Below are 17,602 nucleotides of genomic sequence, written 5' to 3'. Positions count from 1 at the left end.
ATGTTAATGCAAGACTACGGAATCTGGACCGTGATCACTCCACTGGTCACCATTACCCTGGCGGTGCTCACCCGTCAGGTCATTCTGTCGCTGTTGGCCGGCGCTGTGGTGGGTTATACCGTGATGGCTGGCTTTAACCCGGTGGCGGGCGTGCAGCACACCCTGGACAAAGTGATTGAGGTCTTTGCCTCTGCGGGCAATACCCGCACCATTCTGTTCTGCTTTATGGTAGGGGGCATTATTCGCCTGGTGCAGGTGACTGGCGGTACTCAGGGGATGGTACACTGGCTGACCGAAAAAGCGCATGTGATTAACAACCGCTACGCCGTTCAGCTGCTGGCGATGTTGACCACCATGTTGATCTTTATCGAAAGTTCGATCTCGCTGATGTCCGCCGGGACGGTCACTCGGGATCTTGCTGGCCGGTACAATATTTCGCGGGAAAAAATGGCCTACATTATTCAGTCCTCCTGCGTGGCGAGCTGCTCCAGCATCATCATGAATGGCTGGGGCGCGGCGATGATGGCGATCATCGGCGTGCAGATCAGCCAGGGCTATCTGGAAGGGGAACCCTTCAATATCCTGCTCCACGCGATGCCGTATAACCTGATGGCCTGGTTCTCCATTGCCAGCGTGCTGTTTTACATCTTCAGCCAGAAATCCTGGGGGCCGATGAAAGTGGCCGATCAACGGGCCGCCGTTGGTAAAGCGCTGAGAGACGGCGCGTTTCCGATTGCAGGTGATGATGAAGTCCAGACGCTGCAAACGAAGCAACACGGTCATCCGCTGCACTTTATCATTCCGTTGTTGACAACGGTTGTGATGGTACCTGTGGGACTATATATCACCGGTGACGGCAATATTGCCCACGGCTCGGGCTCAACCGCGGTCTTCTGGGCGGTGATGGCGGGAACGGCGGTTTCTTTCGTCTATTTCATCGCCCGTAGGGTGCTGACGGTCGATCAATTCTTCACCCATCTGTTAGCTGGCTATTCATCGATGATGCCGCTGGGTGCCATCATGACTTTGGCTTTCCTGATGGGGAACCTGTCGGCAGAAATGCATACAGGGCAGTACATCACCCAAAGCATTGAAGGCGTGATCCCGGCCGGGTTCTCGGCAAGCTTCGTCTTTCTGATTGCAGCGCTGATGTCGCTGGCCACCGGTACTTCCTGGGGCACCTTCGCCATTATGATCCCGATTGGGGTACAAATCGGCGTGGCAACCGGGATTGATCCCCACATGATGATCGGCGCGGCGATTTCTGGCGCTATTTTCGGAGATATGACGTCGCCCATCAGTGACACCGGGATCGTCTCATCAATGGCAACCGGCAATGATCACATCGATCATATCCGGACCCAGTTTCCTTATGTGCTGCTGACCGGTGCAGCGGCGGCGATCAGCTTCGCCTTGCTGGGCTGGCTGCCCCTGATGTAATCACGACTCTGATTTTCTAGCGTAAAAATAGCCGCCCGAGAAAGGGCGGCTATTTTTTGCTCGCGACGCTATTTGAGTCTCCGGCATTTGCCCCCGAGTGGGCCGATCGGACTTTTCGTATCGCGATGTCTGATTATGGTGCCCAGGTGATCCTGCCTCAGCTGTTAAGGGAAATTCGCGCGGTTGCACCGCATATTCAGCTGGTTGTCACACAGGGGAGCCGGGATGCCATGATCACTCAGGTGATTGATGGTGAAGCGGATCTTGCTTTCGGTGTCTTTCCAAAAATGCCACAAGAACTTCAGTCCGAAATACTCTTTCAGGAAGCGTTTGTTTGTGTTGCCGCTAAATAAGCTGCATTTTGAGAAAAAAAGCCACACCTTGAGGTGTGGCCTGGTCGGGAATTGTTGGCGCCTTAACGTTAAGACCCCAACGCTTCAACCCACATCACGCCGACTTCTTTTTTGACGACTTTGACCTGAGTGCCGGCCGCAAGCGGCTGCCGACTCTTGAGTTTCCAGCTGATGCCGGAGTAGGCGTACTGAGTCAGCCCGCGATCGTCCACATCACTTTCAAGGGTGAAGGTTAACTCCGCAAAGTCAGACTGAATCTCTTTCGCCCCTTTGCTGTCCTGCATCTGCTTGAGCGGTTTCCACAAGACAATCGCCAGAGCGGCGGTGAGCAGGGTATTGCTCCAGAGTGCCGTGGTCAGCGTGCTGTCGAGGACAGCAACATTCATCAAGATCCCGGTGATCAGTAACGACAGTCCCAGGAACAGTAAGATGAAAGTCGACATTCCCAGCACGGCGACTTCAGTGATCAACGCGAGAACGCCGAGGATCATGAGGACTTGGGGTAAATGTTCGGTTATGAATTCCATCACTTACTCTCTGAAATCAACTGTTTCGCTTTTGGTTAATGGCATTGATAATCGACATGCCTTGCGCCACCAGCGAGCTGGCATCTGTGTTGCCATCCGGTAACAGGACTACGGAAGATTCTTTGGCAATTGCTTCTTTTGCTGAAATCGCTTTGGTTGCCAGATCCAGCTGAATCGCTTTTTGACCTTGTTCGGTATTGGCGGCTTCACCGACTTTACGCAGGGCTTCGGCTTGCGCTTCGGCAACGGCAATGATCGCTTTCGCTTCACCTTCAGCGCGGAGGATCTGTTCAGCTTTATCAGCTTCAGCGGCCAGAACCTGCGACTGTTTTTTACCTTCAGCGACGTTAATGGCGGCTTGACGGTCACCTTCTGATTCAAGGATTTGCGCACGTTTAACTCGCTCAGCTTTCATTTGTGCTTCCATAGCTTCCATGACGGAATTTGGCGGCACAATATCTTTGATTTCATAACGCAATACCTGGATGCCCCATGGCTCTGCAGCCTGGTTAATCGCGGTTACAATATTCGTATTGAGCATGTCGCGTTCTTCGAAGGTTTTATCCAGCTCCATTTTACCCAATTCAGAACGCATGGTGGTTTGTGCCAATTGCGTGACGGCAAACACATAATCATCGACGCCATAGGTGGCTTTATAAGGGTCCAGAACCCGGAAATAAAGCACACCATCAACGATCAGGGAAATATTGTCTTTGGTAATGGCTGATTGTGACGGGACATCTTGCGCTTGTTCTTTCAGGCTGCGATCGGCAGCAATGCGGTCGATGAACGGCACAATAAAGTTTAGTCCGGCTTCCTTGGTGGATTGGTATTTACCGAAGCGCTCGATTAACCAGGCGCGGTTTTGCGGCACAAATTTCACGCTGCTCTTCAGCAGGACTAAAACAAAAATAAGCAGAAAGACTTCGACGTTCAAAATAACGTCGAGAATTTGAAACACTGGATCCATGTTGATCTCCTTTGGTACGACTCATCGTTTTACCGCGCGGACGAAAATTTGCTTCAATACAGCGCGTACAGCTCACAATATCACCACAGCTATATACAGGCTATAAAAATCGTTAAGAATCAGTAAAATATAAGTTTGATGTATACAGTAAACGTATACACTGTGATGGTTTGCCTTGAGTGATTGTTCAGTGAAAAAAATAGGATTCATGGGGTTGGTGCTGTCGGAGTTGTTCGGGTGTGCTGCACAAGGACCGATGACCGTGGAAGACATCAGTCAGCTATCCGATGCCAGGATAAGTTACTCGTCTCTCGGGTGTTTCCATCATCAGCGGTATGAGGTAACCATTCGGGATAATGTATTACATGTGGTAGACGCCAGCATGTTTTCTTCGAAAAATGGTCCTTTATCGACGACGTACCTCGGACATGTGATGCTGGATGAGAAGAAGATCGCTGATCTCAATAAAATGTTCGAGCTGTTATCCACAACACAGGGCAGATGTAGTACCACTCAACTTAATATTGATCTCAGCTATACCAATTTATTCGGGCAACGCGTGTTCCAAAGCCTGAGTGATTCTTGTGCTGAAATGCCGAATGACGGCTCTTATACATTGGATGCAGCGATTGATGACGTTGAAATGAAACAGAAACGGCTGTAACTTGATCTGAATTGTATTCAAAATATTCGGTGTTTAGATTTCTGCGGGTCTTGTTGGTAAGACAAGGCAAGCCGAAGTCTTCCGGTGTTATTCGAAACACCTCGGCAATGCAGCAGGGAGGTTGCATGTTTCCTTTCGAAGTTTTTGTCACATACACGCTTGCATGCGTCCTACTAGTGATCTCTCCCGGTCCGGATAATTTACTGGCGATTGGCCGTGGGTTAAGCCAGGGGAAATGGGCTGCGGTGATCTCCGGGATGTCTTCGGGCGCCGGGATCCTGTTTCATGTCCTGGCGGCAACCTTCGGGTTGACTTTGTTGATTCAAACCTCAGAACTGGCATTTTACGCCGTGAAAATTGTCGGTGCCGCGTATCTGATCTGGCTGGGGGTAAAAGTTCTGCGCTCGAGAACTCTTTTTTCGTTAGAGCCGGCTAAAAAACAGTCTTTGAAGGTGATCTTTTCAACCGGCTTTCTGTCTGCCGCGCTGAATCCAAAACCCGGAATGTTTGTGCTGGCCTTTGTGCCACAGTTTGTGAATCCGGAATTAGGCTCCGTGACCGTGCAAATGGTGGGTTATGGGGTCTGGTTTGCTGCGCTGACGGCAATGGGTTTTAGCCTGATGGGAATCTTTTCATCACAACTTTCGAATTGGCTCCGAAATAAACCGAAACTGGTCTCCGGGCTGAATATTGGCGCCGGTGCGACCTTTGTGACATCCGGGTTAGCCGTTGCATTGATGAAGCAGCGATAGTGGTACCTGAAATCATCGACACCTTGATATGAACAAAATAGGGAAATAGCGGTAATGGTGACGTGTTATTTGAAATATGTAATCGATCCTTCGAAGGTCAATGCGTTCGAGGAATATGCAAAAATGTGGATCCCACTGGTGAATAAATTCGGCGGCCAACACCATGGCTACTTTTTGCCATCGGAAGGGGCGAGTAATATCGCCCTGGCATTATTTACTTTTCCAAGCCTGGCGGCTTATGAGGAGTACCGCACCAAGTCTTTTGATGATCCGGAATGTATTCGTGCATTTCAATTTGCCGAAGAGACCCAGTGCATAATCAGCTATGAGCGCAGTTTTTTCCGACCGGTACTGGATTAACGAAGACTGCCAGTTTGAGCTGCCACGGCATCAAGTTGATGATCCTTCTGGACAAAGAATTCATTAAGGCAGACATGTCCCAACATTTCAAATATTAAAAAGAGAGAGGTATACACCTCTCTCTTGTTTTCATTAGTGGACTTTCAATGGCTGTTCCAAGCCTGATCTTATGCAGTGGCTTCTTCAGCAAATGTTGTCTCATTAACATTTGCTTTTACTTCGCCGATTAAAGCAAACTGGAGCATGTCTTGAATCTGTTTTTCAAGATCTTGAGGTGTGTTAAAGAGTGAATGGCTATAGTACCAGTTGTACATGGGACCAATTCTAAATAAACCCCGATCTGGTTTGTTACTTTTTTCCTTAGCGCTGAAATTTCTTTCTGCCCAGATTTGACGAACTTGCCAGTAGGTTAATGACCAATGCTCAGGTGAACCCTTGTAGAAAAATACTGGAGTTTCATTTTGTGCATCACTGATGTAAACGGCTTCTAAGTGTGCTACACCTGCGAGAATTTCACATTTCATTTCCTTCATAATTTTCATCCTTTTTTATGATTTGCTTTCGATTGAACAAGCGCTGTGACAGCACCGAATGTATGTGATTACTAAGTTTCCACTCTTTATTCGGCGATAAAGAGATTTTAGGAGGCGTGATTTAGTTACGCTATTACACCGTATAACACAAAGGTATATAGATCTTGGAAATCCTACGTCTGCAATTGGCACTTTGTTCAGTAATAATGCGAGGTTGTCACTCTTTCAGTTATGTATTTGTATTCAATGAACTGCCTGAACGGGAAAAAATTTAATCATCCTGGTACATATGTTTTGATAAGCCAATTTTTAAGTAAGTGTGTCCTATTTTCGAGGTGTATGACCTAAGAAGGATTTAGGTATGTATTTTTGGGATATTCAATCACTGAAAAAAGAACTTGCCGCGGGGCAGGTGGGTGAAAAGGAATTGTTTCAGTATTTTCTGGCACATATGGTAGTCATCGGCCTATTGTTCATCCCCTATGACGAGCCATAACGTTTATGACATCGCGTCAGCGGCATTGAGCATACCAATCTTGGTGTTGGGGTTAGTTTATGTGTACAAGCAAAGTCCGGCTGGTCAGTTCTTATTGCAATATTTTCCAATCGCATGGGTATTCGGCATCCGTTTTACGGTGGCTGCCCTCCCGCTGATTTTCATGTTTGCCGCGGTTTCACCGGAAGAGAGCAGTATATGGGATGTCGTGTTTTTTGGCGTGTTTGAAATCGTTTTTTATTGGCGGTTGGGGATTCATTTTCGAGAAATTAAGGGATTCAACCCTTCGTTGGTTGTGCGTTGAACAACAGTTGAGTCAGCCTTTTCAAAGGTCGATCACAGATTTAAGCACGCTGTTGCGGATGGTGTGTTGTTCAATATTCCTTTTGGCTATGGTTTGGTGGCAGGCTGGCATTTTCACCGAAATCACAGGATAAAAGGAACGTATGAAAAAAGTGATCAGTTTCCTCGGCATGTTAATGCTGTCTTTCAGTGCCAATGCCGTGGACGGTACCGAGACAGGCTTACAGGTAAAGCGAATATATAGCCCGGATCGTCAGCGGGATGTCGAGATTTACTACTGGTATCCGACCAATGCGCGGGGCGACGCTGAAGCCTTTGGCCAGAGTAAAGTGTTTCTCAGTACCGATGTGATACGGGACGCTGAGATTGCGCCGGGGCAATATCCGGTGGTTCTGTTGTCCCATGGCGGCATGCGATCCGCATTTGTGCATACCGGTTGGATTGCCGCCGCTTTGGTCAAGCAAGGTTACTTCGTGGTGGTGCCAAAACCGCCCGGCTTTGATGCGCTCCAACCGCAGTCTGCACCCCACGAATTGGTGCGCCGGCCCAGCGATATCTCTCTGGCACTATCTAGCCTCAAGCAACATCCTGCACTGGATCAATATGTCGATCACCGCCGGGTGTTTGGCGCCGGATTTTTTCTTGGGGGAACCGCCATGATGACGCTTGCAGGTGCAAAAATCAGCCCGGACGCCTATAAAACATCGTGTGAGCAAGAAGGTGTCAATATTGACTGCCAATGGCTCTCAACCAATCGAGTTGATTTCACAGCCATTCGGGATGAGTTGATCACCGGGACAACAACGGACCCACGCATCAAAGCATATGTGGTGATCAACCCTGAATTAACCCAAACCTTTGACGAGCAGAGCTTAAAGGCGATTTCAGTGCCGGTGACAGTGCTTGATCTCTCCGGATCTGAAAATGCGGCTTTGGCCCCGGCAAAATCACTGTCAGAGATCCCACAGCTCAAACTGAGCAGGGTGAGTGCGGCAACGCCCTATAGTGCGTTTAGTCGATGTTCAGAAATCGGGCTTCAGATCCTCACTGCAGAAGGAGCAGATGATATGTGTATAGAGCCTGGTGCTGTGACTCGAGCGGCGCATCATCGAAAAATCATTGCTGAAATGATCGAGGTATTCAAATGAGGCATCAATTGAGCCGACGAGAGGTGCACGATTCATGAAAACCCTGAAAACATTTTGGCTATCGGTCGTGTTACTGGGGATCAGCCTGCTCTGCGGGGTGAGTTATCATCTGATAGGTTCATCCGTTGATGACAACGGTTTCCTGGTGGAGCCGTTTGGATTCATCCCGTTGTTTTGGCTGTTTCTGCTTTTGGCGGTGGTTTCGTTTGTGGTGACGTGGATCCGTGTTTGGTCTCGCCGAAATCATGATGACTCGGCATAGCGGCGAATGTCGGTACACCCCTAGAATGCTGCCAAAAAGGCTGTTCTTACATATTATATTTCAGACATGGATTGCAATCTTCCGCGGCATTAAAATCAAGTAAACAACCGAATGCTATCATTTGGTTTGAGTGCATTAGATTTTAATCGTGATGACTCGATGCTGCCTTTCTGCCAAAGGCAGCCTCAAACAAATCAGTCTTTCAGTGTTTTAAACAAAGGCATTCGACCGTACTTGAGTCAAAGATGACTCACCTCTCTTTTTTCGAATTTCCTTATTGTTGTTTGGTTATTTCTGCTCAGAATGAGCAGAAGATACCGGGGTCTGACCCACGGTATCTCATCATAATAATTAAAGATAGCCTTACTGGAAGTACCATGAAAATCAAACCCCTACCACCACTAAACAGCCTCGTTGCGTTTGAAGCCTCGGCCCGGCATCTGAGTTTTACCCTAGCGGCCGAAGAGCTGAACGTAACGCAGGGTGCCATCAGCCGGCAAATTCGTCAGTTGGAAGAGTATCTGGGTAAAGCCATGTTTACCCGGGCCAATCGCAGTATCCACCTAACCCCGACCGGCTTGCAGTACTATCAGTCGGTGAGTCAGTCGCTGATGGATATTGCGCAAATTACCGGAGAAGTGAAGAAGTGGCAGGGCGAGCAGAAAATCACGGTGGCAACCACCAATGCCATGGCGGCGTTGTGGTTGTTGCCGAAAGTGGCTGAATTTCAGAATGAGCATGATGATATCGATCTGCGGATCCTGGCTTCGGATAATATTCTTGATTTACGGCGGCTGGATTGTGATTTGGCGTTGTTTTACTGCCGGACCCCGCCGGCGGAGATGGAAGTCACCACGCTGTTTTCAGAAGAAGTCTTCCCGGTCTGCAGTCCGGCTTACCTGGAAAAAATCGGCCAGCCCACAGCGCCAGAAGCGGTGTTCAGCAAAACTCTGCTGTTCCTGGAAGAGTCGCAGCGCGACTGGGTGAACTGGGAAGAGTGGTTTGAAGCCGTGGGTCTGCCCAATATCACGCCGAGGAACCGGATGAATATCAATAATTATCCGATGTTGTTGCAGGCTGCAATTAACGGTCAGGGAATTGCCCTGGCCTGGGGGTCGCTGGTCGATGATTACCTGCAAAGTGGAGTGTTGGTCAGGCCGGTCGAGCATGTATTAAAAACCCCGTCGAATTTTTCGATGCTTGAGCCGAAAGGCCGGGGCCTCGTTCCGGCCAGTGTGAAGCGTTTCCGTGAATGGCTGTTACAGCAATTACCGGATGCGGTGGGAGAGAAAGGACTGGTCTAGCGTGAAGAGAAGCAAGTCTGGCTCACGCAATAAAAAAGCTGAAACCAAGGTTCCAGCTTTTTTCGTTGTGTTTCGGGACTGAGTTTGATTTATGACCCGAGTAACGGTTTTGGAGTGAGCGGTGGTGTTGTGTCTGGATCCGGCTTCGCTTGATACGTTGCCTGCGCTGCTGGCGCGGCTTCTGTTTTGGCTTCCACCAATGGCTCAACCGGGCCGTCAAGTTTCTCTTGCTCCGGATGGACGTGTTCCGGCAGCATGGCCCACGGTTTTGGCTCGCGGCGGATGCAGTGGAACAGGGTGAAGCTCATCACGGCAATAAAGATAGCAATGGGGAAACCGGCAATAATTGATGCGGTTTGCATGGCTTTCAGGCCGCCGGCATAGAGCAACACACCGGCGATCGCTGCAATCATGATCCCCCAGAGCACCCGGATAGAGGTCGGCGGCTCACTGTCACCGGCTGCATCCAGGGTACACAGCACCAGAGTGCCGGAGTCCGCCGAGGTGATGAAATACGTCCCCAGCAGCAAACAGGCGAGGGTACTCAGGAGTTTTCCGAACAGATCGGCATCCAAGTTATCAAACAAGGTAAACAATGCGCGGGTGGTATCGGCTTTGGTCGCTTCGAGAATTGGGCCGCCGGTAAATGCTGCCGGTGGTTCCTGATTGGCTTCTTGTGCTGCGACCACCTGTGCCTGGTGGGCTATCCGGGCATCCTGCTCGACTTTCAGCGCCGCGCCGCCGAAGACAGAAATCCACAAGAAGGTGATCAGGGTTGGGATAATCAGCGCACCGCCGATCAGTTCTCGAATGGTACGACCTTTCGAGATCCGGGCGACAAACATGCCGACAAACGGTGCCCAGGTCATCCACCATGGCCAGTAGTAGGCGGTCCACCAGTTCTGCCAGCCGGAGTCATTTTGCGCGTCGCTCCACAGGCTCATGCCAACGATGTTTTGTGCATAAGCACCGGTGCTTTCGAGCAAGGTGTTGAGAATATACCGGGTCGGGCCGATGTAGAGCACCACCATAACCAGTAGCAGTGACAGTAACATATTCCATTCCGACAAGCGGCGGATCCCTTTACCAACGCCTGACAGCACAGAAGCGACGGCGCAGGTACAGAGGACGACAATAATCACCAGCTGGGTGCCCAGGCTGATATCGAGACCAAAGGCTTGGTTTAAGCCGGAATTGATTTGAATCACCCCCATCCCCAGCGTTTGGGAGATCCCAAAGGCTGTGACGGCGACGGTCAGAATATCCACCGTATGACCAATCGGGCCATAGATGCGCTCCCCAATCAAAGGGTACAGGATAGAGCGGAGGGTAAAGGGGAGATCTTTACGATAAGAAAAATAGGCCAGCGCCAGCGCAACAATAATAAACACAGACCAGGGATGTAAGCCCCAGTGGAAAAAGGTCAGCTTCATGGACGTTGCCGCGGACTGATTGGTGAGACCCTCAGTAAACGGATTGTCGGCGTAGTGCCACATCGGTTCGGCCACCGACCAGAAAATCAGCCCGATCCCCATCCCGCCGGAGAACAGCATCGCCACCCACGACAGATAGTTAAATTCTGGTTTTTCATCGTCTTTGCCGAGTCGAATATGGCCATAGCGGCTGACCATCAAATACAGTAGAAACCCGACCACCAGTGAGACTAATCCAATATAAAACCACTTCATATTCTGCAATAAGATGCTGGAAATGGTTTCGAAATATTGTCCGGCCTGGTTGGCGAGAATCGCGCAGAACAGGACAAAACCAATGACGACAATTTTTGATGCAATCGTCACCGTCGGGTTGAGTCCCTTCAGTATCCCTGATGTTGCTCTCATAGACATCCCTCTCAGTGCTTTGGATTCAATTTTGGGTTCAATGCTTCAGTGTTGTTGCGTGTTTGTTAATTTTTGAAAAGGGTAGAGAGTGGCGGATCGGGTTTCAACTGATTAATTATCATCAATTGATGAGCGTTGATCATGTAACTAATAGTCTTATTAATAATAAGGTTTAATTGATTAACCCAGATCAATGCACGAATGATAATTTCTCATTAACACCCTCCGAAAAAGTCGTTTGTTTGTTACGACGTTGTTAACCAGAATCATCTCCATTCAAGCAACGATTCAAATAGCTTTTCAAACAACAACACGATGTTGTGCGCACTGGATACCACTCTATTTTCGGAGATAAGAATATGAGCAATGTCAATCAAACCATTATCCCTATTGAACTGGTCGATCGCGTCCTCAACCCCATCAGCGAGGCGACCGGGATGCCGAACGACGCTTACACTAACGCTGAATACTTTACGTTTGAGCGCGATCAGGTGTTTGGTAATACCTGGGTCTGTATTGGTTTTGCTTCCGATCTGGTCAAAAACGGCTATGTGATGCCCGTAGATTTCATGAACCTGCCACTGCTGCTGATGAAAAATCGCCAGGGGGAAGTTCAGGTGTTCCATAACGTCTGTAGTCACCGTGGGATGAAGCTGGTGCATGAAGCCGGTGAGGTGCAGGGAATGATCCGCTGTCCGTATCACTCCTGGACCTATGATCTGGACGGCAACCTGAAAGGCACACCGCATATCGGTGGGATCGCCAAGCACAAAGATGACCGCTTCAAGTGTGAAAAACACGGTCTGAAACCGCTTCGCTCTGCGGTCTGGATGGACATGGTGTTTGTCAATCTGTCAGGCGATGCGCCAAGTTTCGAGCAGCATATTGCACCGCTGGAGCAACGCTGGCAGCAATTCCTTGGTGATGACGGGCTCGGCCTGCTGCGCCGGGTGAACATGGGCGGCAACCTGGAAATTGAAGTCAACAGTAACTGGAAGCTGGCGGTGGAAAACTACTGCGAAGCCTACCACCTGCCTTGGGTGCATCCGAGCCTGAACAGCTACTCGCGGCTTGAAGATCACTACAACATCATGTTCGACGAGCGTTTTGCAGGTCAGGGAAGTCTGGCTTACAACCTGTCGGATACTGCGGGCACCCACTTGCCGAAATTCCCGAGCTGGCCGGAAGATAAGTTGCGCCACGCCGAATATATCGCGCTGTTCCCGAATGTCTTGCTGGGGATCCAGGCGGATCATGCTTTCGCCATGATGATCGAACCTATCAGTGCCGATAAGAGTATCGAGCACCTGCGTATCTTCTATGTCGGTGATGAAGCGACCAAAGATGAATTCGCCGCCTGTCGCACCGCAACCGTGGAGTCCTGGCGCGTGGTGTTCGGAGAAGATATCGGTGCCGTGGAAGGCATGCAGCAGGGCCGTCACTCGCCTGGCTTTGGCGGCGGGGTGTTCTCGCCGGAGATGGATGTACCGACCCACTTCTTCCAGACCTGGCTGGCCAAACAAGTGAAATCGGCGATGGAGGCCTGATCATGAGCCATTATCTCAATTACATTGATGGTCAGTGGTGTGACGCGAACCGCTCTCTCACGGTGATGAATCCGGGCACGGCGGATCCTTATGCCACGATTGCCCAGGCCGATATTGCCGATGCGGACCGGGCCATGGCCGCTGCCCGCCGCTGCGTGAATGAAGGGTTGTTGTCGGATGTTCGACCGGCGGTCAGAACTGAATGGATGCTCAAGGCTGCAGCGGCGATCCGTGAGATGGTTGACGAAGGTGGGCTGGTGGCTTGCCGGGAAAACGGCAAGTCGCTGCAGGACGCCAAAGATGAGTTTCTGGAATCCGCGCGCTATTTCGAATATTACGCCGGGATGGCGGACAAGCTGGAAGGAACGTCGATCCCGCTCGGCAAAGACTATGTCGATTTTACCCAGTACGTGCCATTCGGGGTCTCGGTACAGATTGTGCCGTGGAACTTCCCGGTCTCGATTTGCGCCCGCTCGCTGGCGCCGGCCCTGGCGGCAGGCAACGCGGTGGTGATCAAATCTCCGGAGATCTCGCCTCTGGCGATGACGTTGCTGGTCAAGGCAATTGAAAACGCCGGTTTCCCGCAAGGGGCGATCAACCTGCTGTGTGGTAAAGGCTCGGAAGTCGGCAGCCATCTGGTGCAGCACCCGGAAGTCGATCAGATCGTCTTTACCGGCTCGGTGCCGACCGGTCAGCGGATCCTCAAAGATGCCGCGCACCGAGCAACGCCGTCGGTGATGGAGTTGGGCGGTAAATCTGCGGCGATTGCACTGAAAGATGCCAACCTGGACACGCTACTGAAAAGCGTTCAGGTCGGGATTTTCTTCAATGCCGGTCAGGTTTGCTCTGCGATGTCGCGCTTGCTGGTGCAGCAGGATCGATATGAGGAAGTCAAAGCCGCGGTCGTGGCGATGGCTGAAGGGTTGACGATCGGTCAGGGTGAAAGCCAGCCGGATCTCACACCGCTGGTCTCTGAAGATCAGCAAACGCGGGTGCTCGCCATGATTGAACAGGCCCGTTCAGAAGGGGCCAACATCCTCACCGGCGGGTACGCCCCGGAACTGTCCGGCTATTTCGTCGCTCCGACGGTGATTGAAGCGACACCCGAAATGACCATCGCTCAGGAAGAAGTGTTTGGCCCGGTGCTGGTGCTCACCCCGTTTGAGACCGAACAACAAGCTGTGGCGATTGCCAATGGCACTGAATTTGGCTTGGTGGCCGGGGTGTTTGGGGAAAACCTGAACCAGACTCTGCGGGTGGCGCAGCAGTTGCGTGGCGGCCAGGTGTTTATCAACGAATGGTTCGCCGGTGGCATTGAAACCCCGTTTGGCGGCGTCGGGCTGTCCGGGTTTGGCCGCGAGAAAGGACAGGAAGCGATTTATAGCTATGTCCATACCAGAAACATCGCGATTCGCTTGCAGCACGACAGTAACGAGTAGTAGGCCAGAACATTGGTTTCCTTTTCATCTGCCTCACGCTGCCTTGATGAATGGAACGGGTCAGGGTGGCGTGAGTGCCGATGTTCAGGGCAGGGCAATGCAACAAGGTCGTTGGAGACAAAGTAATGAAAAAGTGGCTCTGTATCATTTGTGGCTTAATTTACGATGAAGCGCAAGGCTGGCCTTCAGATGGCATTGCGCCGGGGACAGCTTGGGAAGATGTGCCGGATGACTGGCTTTGCCCGGATTGTCTGGTCGGCAAAGCCGATTTTGAAATGATTGAAATCACCGAGGGCGAGACGGAAGCAATGACAGATGTCGTCGCGGTGTCGAGCACCTCTGAGAGTCGTGTGATCCCGGCAGATCAGCCAACGCCGCAGGAAGTGGGTCAATCGACATTTGCGGTTGAGCCGATTGTGATCATCGGCAGTGGGCATAGCGGTTATCAGCTGGCAGCCGCCCTCCGGGCACAGTCGGCCGATGTGCCGATCACCGTCTTCACTGCTGATGATGGCGCGCTGTACAGTAAACCGGCGTTGTCCAATGCGTTGGCGATGGGCAAAGACGGCGATGGCCTGCAGAGTGAGAGCGCGTTGGCATGGGAGCAACGGCTGAATATCCGAATTTATCCGCATACCCGGGTAGCGCAGATCGATCGTGACAACCGAACGTTGTACACCAGTATCGGCACCTATGCTTACAGCCGACTCGTGCTGGCTACCGGGGCGTCACCGATTGAAATTCCGATTGCCGGTGATCGTACCGGGGTGGTGAGCGTGAACGACCTGGTCGATTATCGTCGCTTCCGGCAGCAGCTTGAAGGCAAGCAACGTATTGCGATCCTCGGTGATGGCCTGATCGGCTGTGAGTTTGCCAATGATCTGATTGCAAGCGGCTTTGAAGTGACTGTGATTGGGCTTGGCCAATGGCCGATGGAGCGCCTGATACCGCAGCAACTCGGTGAAGCGCTGCAAAGTGCACTCAGTGCGCAAGGCGTTACCTGGGCACTGCAGGACAGTATTGCCAGCATTGAACCGGCTTCAGGCAATCCGGGATCCGGTTATACCTTGCAGTTGACCTGCGGTAAGCAGCTCGAGGCCGATTTGGTGCTCAGCGCGGTTGGTCTCAAGCCGAATGTCGCTTTGGCTGCGCAAGCCGGGTTGGACGTCGGACGTGGGATCACGGTGAACCCATACGGCCAGACCAGCGATCCGCATATTTTCTCGCTGGGGGACTGTGTCGAAACGGCCCAAGGCTGGCAGCCTTATATTGCGCCGATCAATCAGATGATCCCATCGCTGGCCGCAAGCCTGCTTGGTCATCTGACACCTGTGACCTTGTCACCGACGCCGGTGCTGGTGAAAACGCCAATCCTGCCGCTTTCTGTTTTCCCGGTCGCCGCCGGCACTGCAGGGGAATGGGTGGTCGAGCAGCAAGGCGATGATCTGACAGCTGCGTTCTATTCGCCGGAAGGGATGATGACCGGCTTTGCCTTGCTCGGAAAACAGGTTCAGTCCCTGCGGTCGCAGTGGCTGGGACAGTTGTCCCTCAAACAATCTGCAGCGTAGTGGGAGAGAGGAAATGATTCATTTACCGAATGATGATCATACCTGCGGCTGGTATCAAGCGCTACCCGATGCTCCGGGCAAACCACAGCTCAAAGGAGAAGAATACGCGGATTACGTGGTGCTGGGCGCTGGGTTTGCCGGACTGGCGATGGCCCGGCGACTGGCGGTACTCAGCCCTGAATCCCGGATCGTGCTCATCGATGCCCAGCGGATTGGACAGGGAGCGTCGGGGCGTAACTCCGGCTTTGTGATCGATTTGCCGCACAAGTTTGCCCTTGAGCATCCTGATCCTGCGCACAAGCAAAAGCTGCTGTCTCTGAATCGGTCGGCGATTTCACAGCTGTCCCGGTTGGTCAAACAATATGGGATTGATTGCCAGTGGTCAGCCGTCGGCAAATATCAGGGTGCAGTCGGCGCGCGCGGCGAAGCGTATCTCGATCATTTTGAGCATCTGATGACCGATCTTGGCGAGCCGTTTGAGCACGTTGGCGGCGCTGAGTTGGCCACAGTGCTGGGTACCAATTATTACAGCCGTGCCATTTACACCCCCGGGGGTTACCTGATGCAGCCTGCGGCACTGGTGCGCGGGCTGGGTGACAGTTTGCCGGAGAATGTAACGGTCTTTGAAAACTCACCCATTCGCAGCCTTCGCAAAGCGGGTGACAACTGGGTTTTGCAGGGCGATCACGGGGTGGTGAATACGCCTGAGCTGCTGCTCGGCACCAGTATCTTTACCCGTGAGTTTGGTTACCTGAAAAACCGCCTGCTGCCGGTAATGACTTTTGCCAGCTGGACACGGCCGCTGACCGATGCAGAAATGCAGCGATATGGCGGGCAGCTTAACTGGGGGCTGACCCCGGCCGATCATGCCGGGACCACCCTGCGGATGACGGCTGATCGGCGGATCCTGATCCGCAACACGTACAAACATGTACCGAAATACGGCGCCAGTATCAGTGATGCTGTGCGGCAGCAGATCCACAACGATCATCGCCAGGTGTTTCAGGCGCGCTATTCGGAGTTGGCGGAGGTACCGTTTACCCATACCTGGGGCGGTGTCTACGCGATTTCCCGTAATTTCACCAACTTCTTTGGTCAACTGGATGACGGGGTTTATGCCAGCGCCTGTGATAACGGGGTTGGCGCTGCGTGGGGCACTATTTCGGGTACCTTACTGGCTGATTATGTGATGGGGGCATCTTCCACCGCGCTGACCGATATCCGCCAGGTGACAGGGATGCCAAGTCTGAATCCACCCGAGCCGTTCCTGGGCCTCGGCGTTCGAAGTCGAATTCAGTTGGCCAAATGGCAAAGCCGGAGTGAATTATGAAGCAAGTGAAAGTGATCGACAGTCAGTCGCTCGAGTTTAACGTTCGCGGTGACACGCCGGGGATGGCTTATGTGGCCCGGGCACTGAGCCCGGAAGTCTCTCCCAATCTCGGGGTTGGCTTCGCCAAATGGGAAGGCGCCGAAGTCGCCTGGACGGTCCTCTATGACGAAGTGGTCTTCGTGATCGAAGGCTGCTTTGAGCTGACCGCCAACGGGAAAACGCACAAGGTGTATCCGGGGCAAATGCTGTGGATCCCGGAAGGAACCGAGCTGATCTACGGCGGACATGCGCTGTTTGGCTATGTGGTTCATCCGGGCAATTGGAAAGAACTGCACGGCATTCAGTAATGCGTGAACAGCTTTTGATATGAATAAGCGCCGGACCCTGGTCCGGCGTTGCTGTTTCTGTCCGTGATGGAATCTGCTCCCTTGCTTTTTACGACCTGACGGTAGCTGTTCAGTCCGTGGCCTCAGTCGATGAGGCTATGTCCTTCACTTATCACATCATTTTTTACTTTATTGTTATGATTGTATTAATATATCAACGCGATGGCATATTACAGTGACAGGATGTCACACTGAACCCAATCATGGAGGATGGATGGAAATAGAACGCAGGCTCGAATCGCTCGAGCTGGTATTACCCGCCGCAAGCGATCCCAAAGGCAGTTACTGCCATTGTGTCCGAACCGGCAATTTGCCCATCATTATTGATTCTATCTTTGAAATCGCAGAATAAGCGGTCGCTCTGGTGGTTGACCTGAAG

Annotated in this window: 20 protein-coding genes and 1 pseudogene; 17 read left to right on the top strand and 4 right to left on the bottom strand. The window is 51.8% G+C overall.

Annotated features, from left to right (window positions below; translation table 11 throughout):
- Positions 1-6: 6 nt before the first annotated feature.
- The gene (locus tag NH461_RS08735; protein WP_261599985.1) at positions 7-1,440 is read left to right on the top strand and encodes a Na+/H+ antiporter NhaC family protein; all 1,434 of its coding nucleotides are present in this window, start codon (positions 7-9) and stop codon (positions 1,438-1,440) included.
- A 56-nt stretch (positions 1,441-1,496) separates the two neighbouring features.
- Positions 1,497-1,793, top strand: coding sequence for a LysR substrate-binding domain-containing protein (locus tag NH461_RS08730; RefSeq protein ID WP_261599984.1), 297 nt, complete (start codon positions 1,497-1,499; stop codon positions 1,791-1,793).
- 68 nt (positions 1,794-1,861) lie between these two features.
- On the opposite strand, the gene NH461_RS08725 is transcribed toward NH461_RS08730, so the two are convergent.
- Together NH461_RS08725 and NH461_RS08720 are read right to left on the bottom strand one after the other, a co-directional pair.
- Positions 1,862-2,320 (bottom strand): NfeD family protein, encoded by a 459-nt coding sequence (locus NH461_RS08725; RefSeq protein WP_261599983.1) that lies wholly within the window; start codon positions 2,318-2,320, stop codon positions 1,862-1,864.
- A 16-nt stretch (positions 2,321-2,336) separates the two neighbouring features.
- Entirely contained in the window at positions 2,337-3,290 is a 954-nt protein-coding gene (locus NH461_RS08720; protein ID WP_261599982.1) for a slipin family protein, read from the bottom strand.
- Between the two features lie 190 nt (positions 3,291-3,480).
- On the opposite strand from NH461_RS08720, the gene NH461_RS08715 reads away from it, so the two are divergent.
- From NH461_RS08715 to NH461_RS08705, 3 genes are all read left to right on the top strand, one after another.
- On the top strand, positions 3,481-3,954 hold the full coding sequence (locus NH461_RS08715) for a hypothetical protein (RefSeq protein WP_261599981.1): 474 nt from the start codon (positions 3,481-3,483) through the stop codon (positions 3,952-3,954).
- Positions 3,955-4,079: 125 nt separating this feature from the next.
- Entirely contained in the window at positions 4,080-4,706 is a 627-nt protein-coding gene (locus NH461_RS08710) for a LysE family translocator (protein WP_261599980.1), read from the top strand.
- 54 nt (positions 4,707-4,760) lie between these two features.
- A complete protein-coding gene (locus tag NH461_RS08705; protein ID WP_261599979.1) occupies positions 4,761-5,066 on the top strand; it encodes an NIPSNAP family protein in 306 nt (101 codons plus the stop codon).
- Between the two features lie 167 nt (positions 5,067-5,233).
- Here the strand turns inward: NH461_RS08705 and NH461_RS08700 are convergent, their stop codons facing one another.
- The gene (locus NH461_RS08700; RefSeq protein WP_261599978.1) at positions 5,234-5,599 is read right to left on the bottom strand and encodes a hypothetical protein; all 366 of its coding nucleotides are present in this window, start codon (positions 5,597-5,599) and stop codon (positions 5,234-5,236) included.
- A gap of 361 nt (positions 5,600-5,960) precedes the next feature.
- Between NH461_RS08700 and NH461_RS08695 the strand changes: the two genes are divergently transcribed.
- From NH461_RS08695 to NH461_RS08675, 5 genes are all read left to right on the top strand, one after another.
- A complete protein-coding gene (locus NH461_RS08695) occupies positions 5,961-6,095 on the top strand; it encodes a hypothetical protein (protein ID WP_261599977.1) in 135 nt (44 codons plus the stop codon).
- Between the two features lie 61 nt (positions 6,096-6,156).
- Entirely contained in the window at positions 6,157-6,399 is a 243-nt protein-coding gene (locus tag NH461_RS08690) for a hypothetical protein (protein ID WP_261599976.1), read from the top strand.
- Between the two features lie 142 nt (positions 6,400-6,541).
- Positions 6,542-7,546: an alpha/beta hydrolase family protein gene (locus tag NH461_RS08685; protein ID WP_261599975.1), complete on the top strand. Its 1,005-nt coding sequence runs from the start codon at positions 6,542-6,544 to the stop codon at positions 7,544-7,546.
- 34 nt (positions 7,547-7,580) lie between these two features.
- Entirely contained in the window at positions 7,581-7,808 is a 228-nt protein-coding gene (locus NH461_RS08680) for a DUF3955 domain-containing protein (RefSeq protein ID WP_261599974.1), read from the top strand.
- Between the two features lie 377 nt (positions 7,809-8,185).
- The gene (locus NH461_RS08675) at positions 8,186-9,112 is read left to right on the top strand and encodes a LysR substrate-binding domain-containing protein (protein WP_261599973.1); all 927 of its coding nucleotides are present in this window, start codon (positions 8,186-8,188) and stop codon (positions 9,110-9,112) included.
- Between the two features lie 89 nt (positions 9,113-9,201).
- Here NH461_RS08675 and NH461_RS08670 read toward each other — a convergent pair whose 3' ends face one another.
- A complete protein-coding gene (locus NH461_RS08670; protein ID WP_261599972.1) occupies positions 9,202-10,953 on the bottom strand; it encodes a BCCT family transporter in 1,752 nt (583 codons plus the stop codon).
- Positions 10,954-11,312: 359 nt separating this feature from the next.
- On the opposite strand from NH461_RS08670, the gene NH461_RS08665 reads away from it, so the two are divergent.
- From NH461_RS08665 to NH461_RS08635, 7 genes and pseudogenes are all read left to right on the top strand, one after another.
- On the top strand, positions 11,313-12,500 hold the full coding sequence (locus NH461_RS08665) for an aromatic ring-hydroxylating oxygenase subunit alpha (protein WP_261599971.1): 1,188 nt from the start codon (positions 11,313-11,315) through the stop codon (positions 12,498-12,500).
- Between the two features lie 2 nt (positions 12,501-12,502).
- Complete coding sequence (locus tag NH461_RS08660) at positions 12,503-13,939, top strand: aldehyde dehydrogenase family protein (protein WP_261599970.1); 1,437 nt, start codon at positions 12,503-12,505, stop codon at positions 13,937-13,939.
- 125 nt (positions 13,940-14,064) lie between these two features.
- A pseudogene (locus tag NH461_RS08655) lies at positions 14,065-14,226 on the top strand (rubredoxin); the annotation flags it as partial.
- Positions 14,215-15,507, top strand: a complete 1,293-nt coding sequence (locus tag NH461_RS08650; RefSeq protein WP_315903246.1) for an NAD(P)/FAD-dependent oxidoreductase — start codon at positions 14,215-14,217, stop codon at positions 15,505-15,507. The pseudogene NH461_RS08655 and the gene NH461_RS08650, both read left to right, overlap by 12 nt.
- Before the next feature lie 13 nt (positions 15,508-15,520).
- Complete coding sequence (locus NH461_RS08645) at positions 15,521-16,837, top strand: NAD(P)/FAD-dependent oxidoreductase (protein WP_261599969.1); 1,317 nt, start codon at positions 15,521-15,523, stop codon at positions 16,835-16,837.
- Positions 16,834-17,184 carry an ethanolamine utilization protein EutQ gene (locus NH461_RS08640; protein ID WP_255390506.1) on the top strand — a complete coding sequence of 117 codons (351 nt, stop codon included), beginning with the start codon at positions 16,834-16,836 and terminating at the stop codon, positions 17,182-17,184. Before NH461_RS08645 ends, NH461_RS08640 begins: the two co-directional genes overlap by 4 nt.
- A 253-nt stretch (positions 17,185-17,437) precedes the next feature.
- On the top strand, positions 17,438-17,575 hold the full coding sequence (locus tag NH461_RS08635) for a hypothetical protein (RefSeq protein WP_261599968.1): 138 nt from the start codon (positions 17,438-17,440) through the stop codon (positions 17,573-17,575).
- The last annotated feature ends 27 nt before the right edge of the window (positions 17,576-17,602 follow it).

Source organism: Photobacterium sp. TY1-4 (assembly GCF_025398175.1).
GTDB lineage: Bacteria > Pseudomonadota > Gammaproteobacteria > Enterobacterales > Vibrionaceae > Photobacterium.
This window is presented reverse-complemented; position numbering and strand designations above follow the sequence as displayed.

Coding starts and splice junctions, on each gene's coding strand:
- NH461_RS08735 (WP_261599985.1), top strand. CDS start 7: ATGCAAGACTACGGAATCTGGACCGTGATCACTCCACTGGTCACCATT.
- NH461_RS08725 (WP_261599983.1), bottom strand. CDS start 2,320: ATGGAATTCATAACCGAACATTTACCCCAAGTCCTCATGATCCTCGGC.
- NH461_RS08720 (WP_261599982.1), bottom strand. CDS start 3,290: ATGGATCCAGTGTTTCAAATTCTCGACGTTATTTTGAACGTCGAAGTC.
- NH461_RS08710 (WP_261599980.1), top strand. CDS start 4,080: ATGTTTCCTTTCGAAGTTTTTGTCACATACACGCTTGCATGCGTCCTA.
- NH461_RS08705 (WP_261599979.1), top strand. CDS start 4,761: ATGGTGACGTGTTATTTGAAATATGTAATCGATCCTTCGAAGGTCAAT.
- NH461_RS08700 (WP_261599978.1), bottom strand. CDS start 5,599: ATGAAGGAAATGAAATGTGAAATTCTCGCAGGTGTAGCACACTTAGAA.
- NH461_RS08695 (WP_261599977.1), top strand. CDS start 5,961: ATGTATTTTTGGGATATTCAATCACTGAAAAAAGAACTTGCCGCGGGG.
- NH461_RS08685 (WP_261599975.1), top strand. CDS start 6,542: ATGAAAAAAGTGATCAGTTTCCTCGGCATGTTAATGCTGTCTTTCAGT.
- NH461_RS08680 (WP_261599974.1), top strand. CDS start 7,581: ATGAAAACCCTGAAAACATTTTGGCTATCGGTCGTGTTACTGGGGATC.
- NH461_RS08675 (WP_261599973.1), top strand. CDS start 8,186: ATGAAAATCAAACCCCTACCACCACTAAACAGCCTCGTTGCGTTTGAA.
- NH461_RS08670 (WP_261599972.1), bottom strand. CDS start 10,953: ATGAGAGCAACATCAGGGATACTGAAGGGACTCAACCCGACGGTGACG.
- NH461_RS08665 (WP_261599971.1), top strand. CDS start 11,313: ATGAGCAATGTCAATCAAACCATTATCCCTATTGAACTGGTCGATCGC.
- NH461_RS08660 (WP_261599970.1), top strand. CDS start 12,503: ATGAGCCATTATCTCAATTACATTGATGGTCAGTGGTGTGACGCGAAC.
- NH461_RS08650 (WP_315903246.1), top strand. CDS start 14,215: ATGATTGAAATCACCGAGGGCGAGACGGAAGCAATGACAGATGTCGTC.
- NH461_RS08645 (WP_261599969.1), top strand. CDS start 15,521: ATGATTCATTTACCGAATGATGATCATACCTGCGGCTGGTATCAAGCG.
- NH461_RS08640 (WP_255390506.1), top strand. CDS start 16,834: ATGAAGCAAGTGAAAGTGATCGACAGTCAGTCGCTCGAGTTTAACGTT.
- NH461_RS08635 (WP_261599968.1), top strand. CDS start 17,438: ATGGAAATAGAACGCAGGCTCGAATCGCTCGAGCTGGTATTACCCGCC.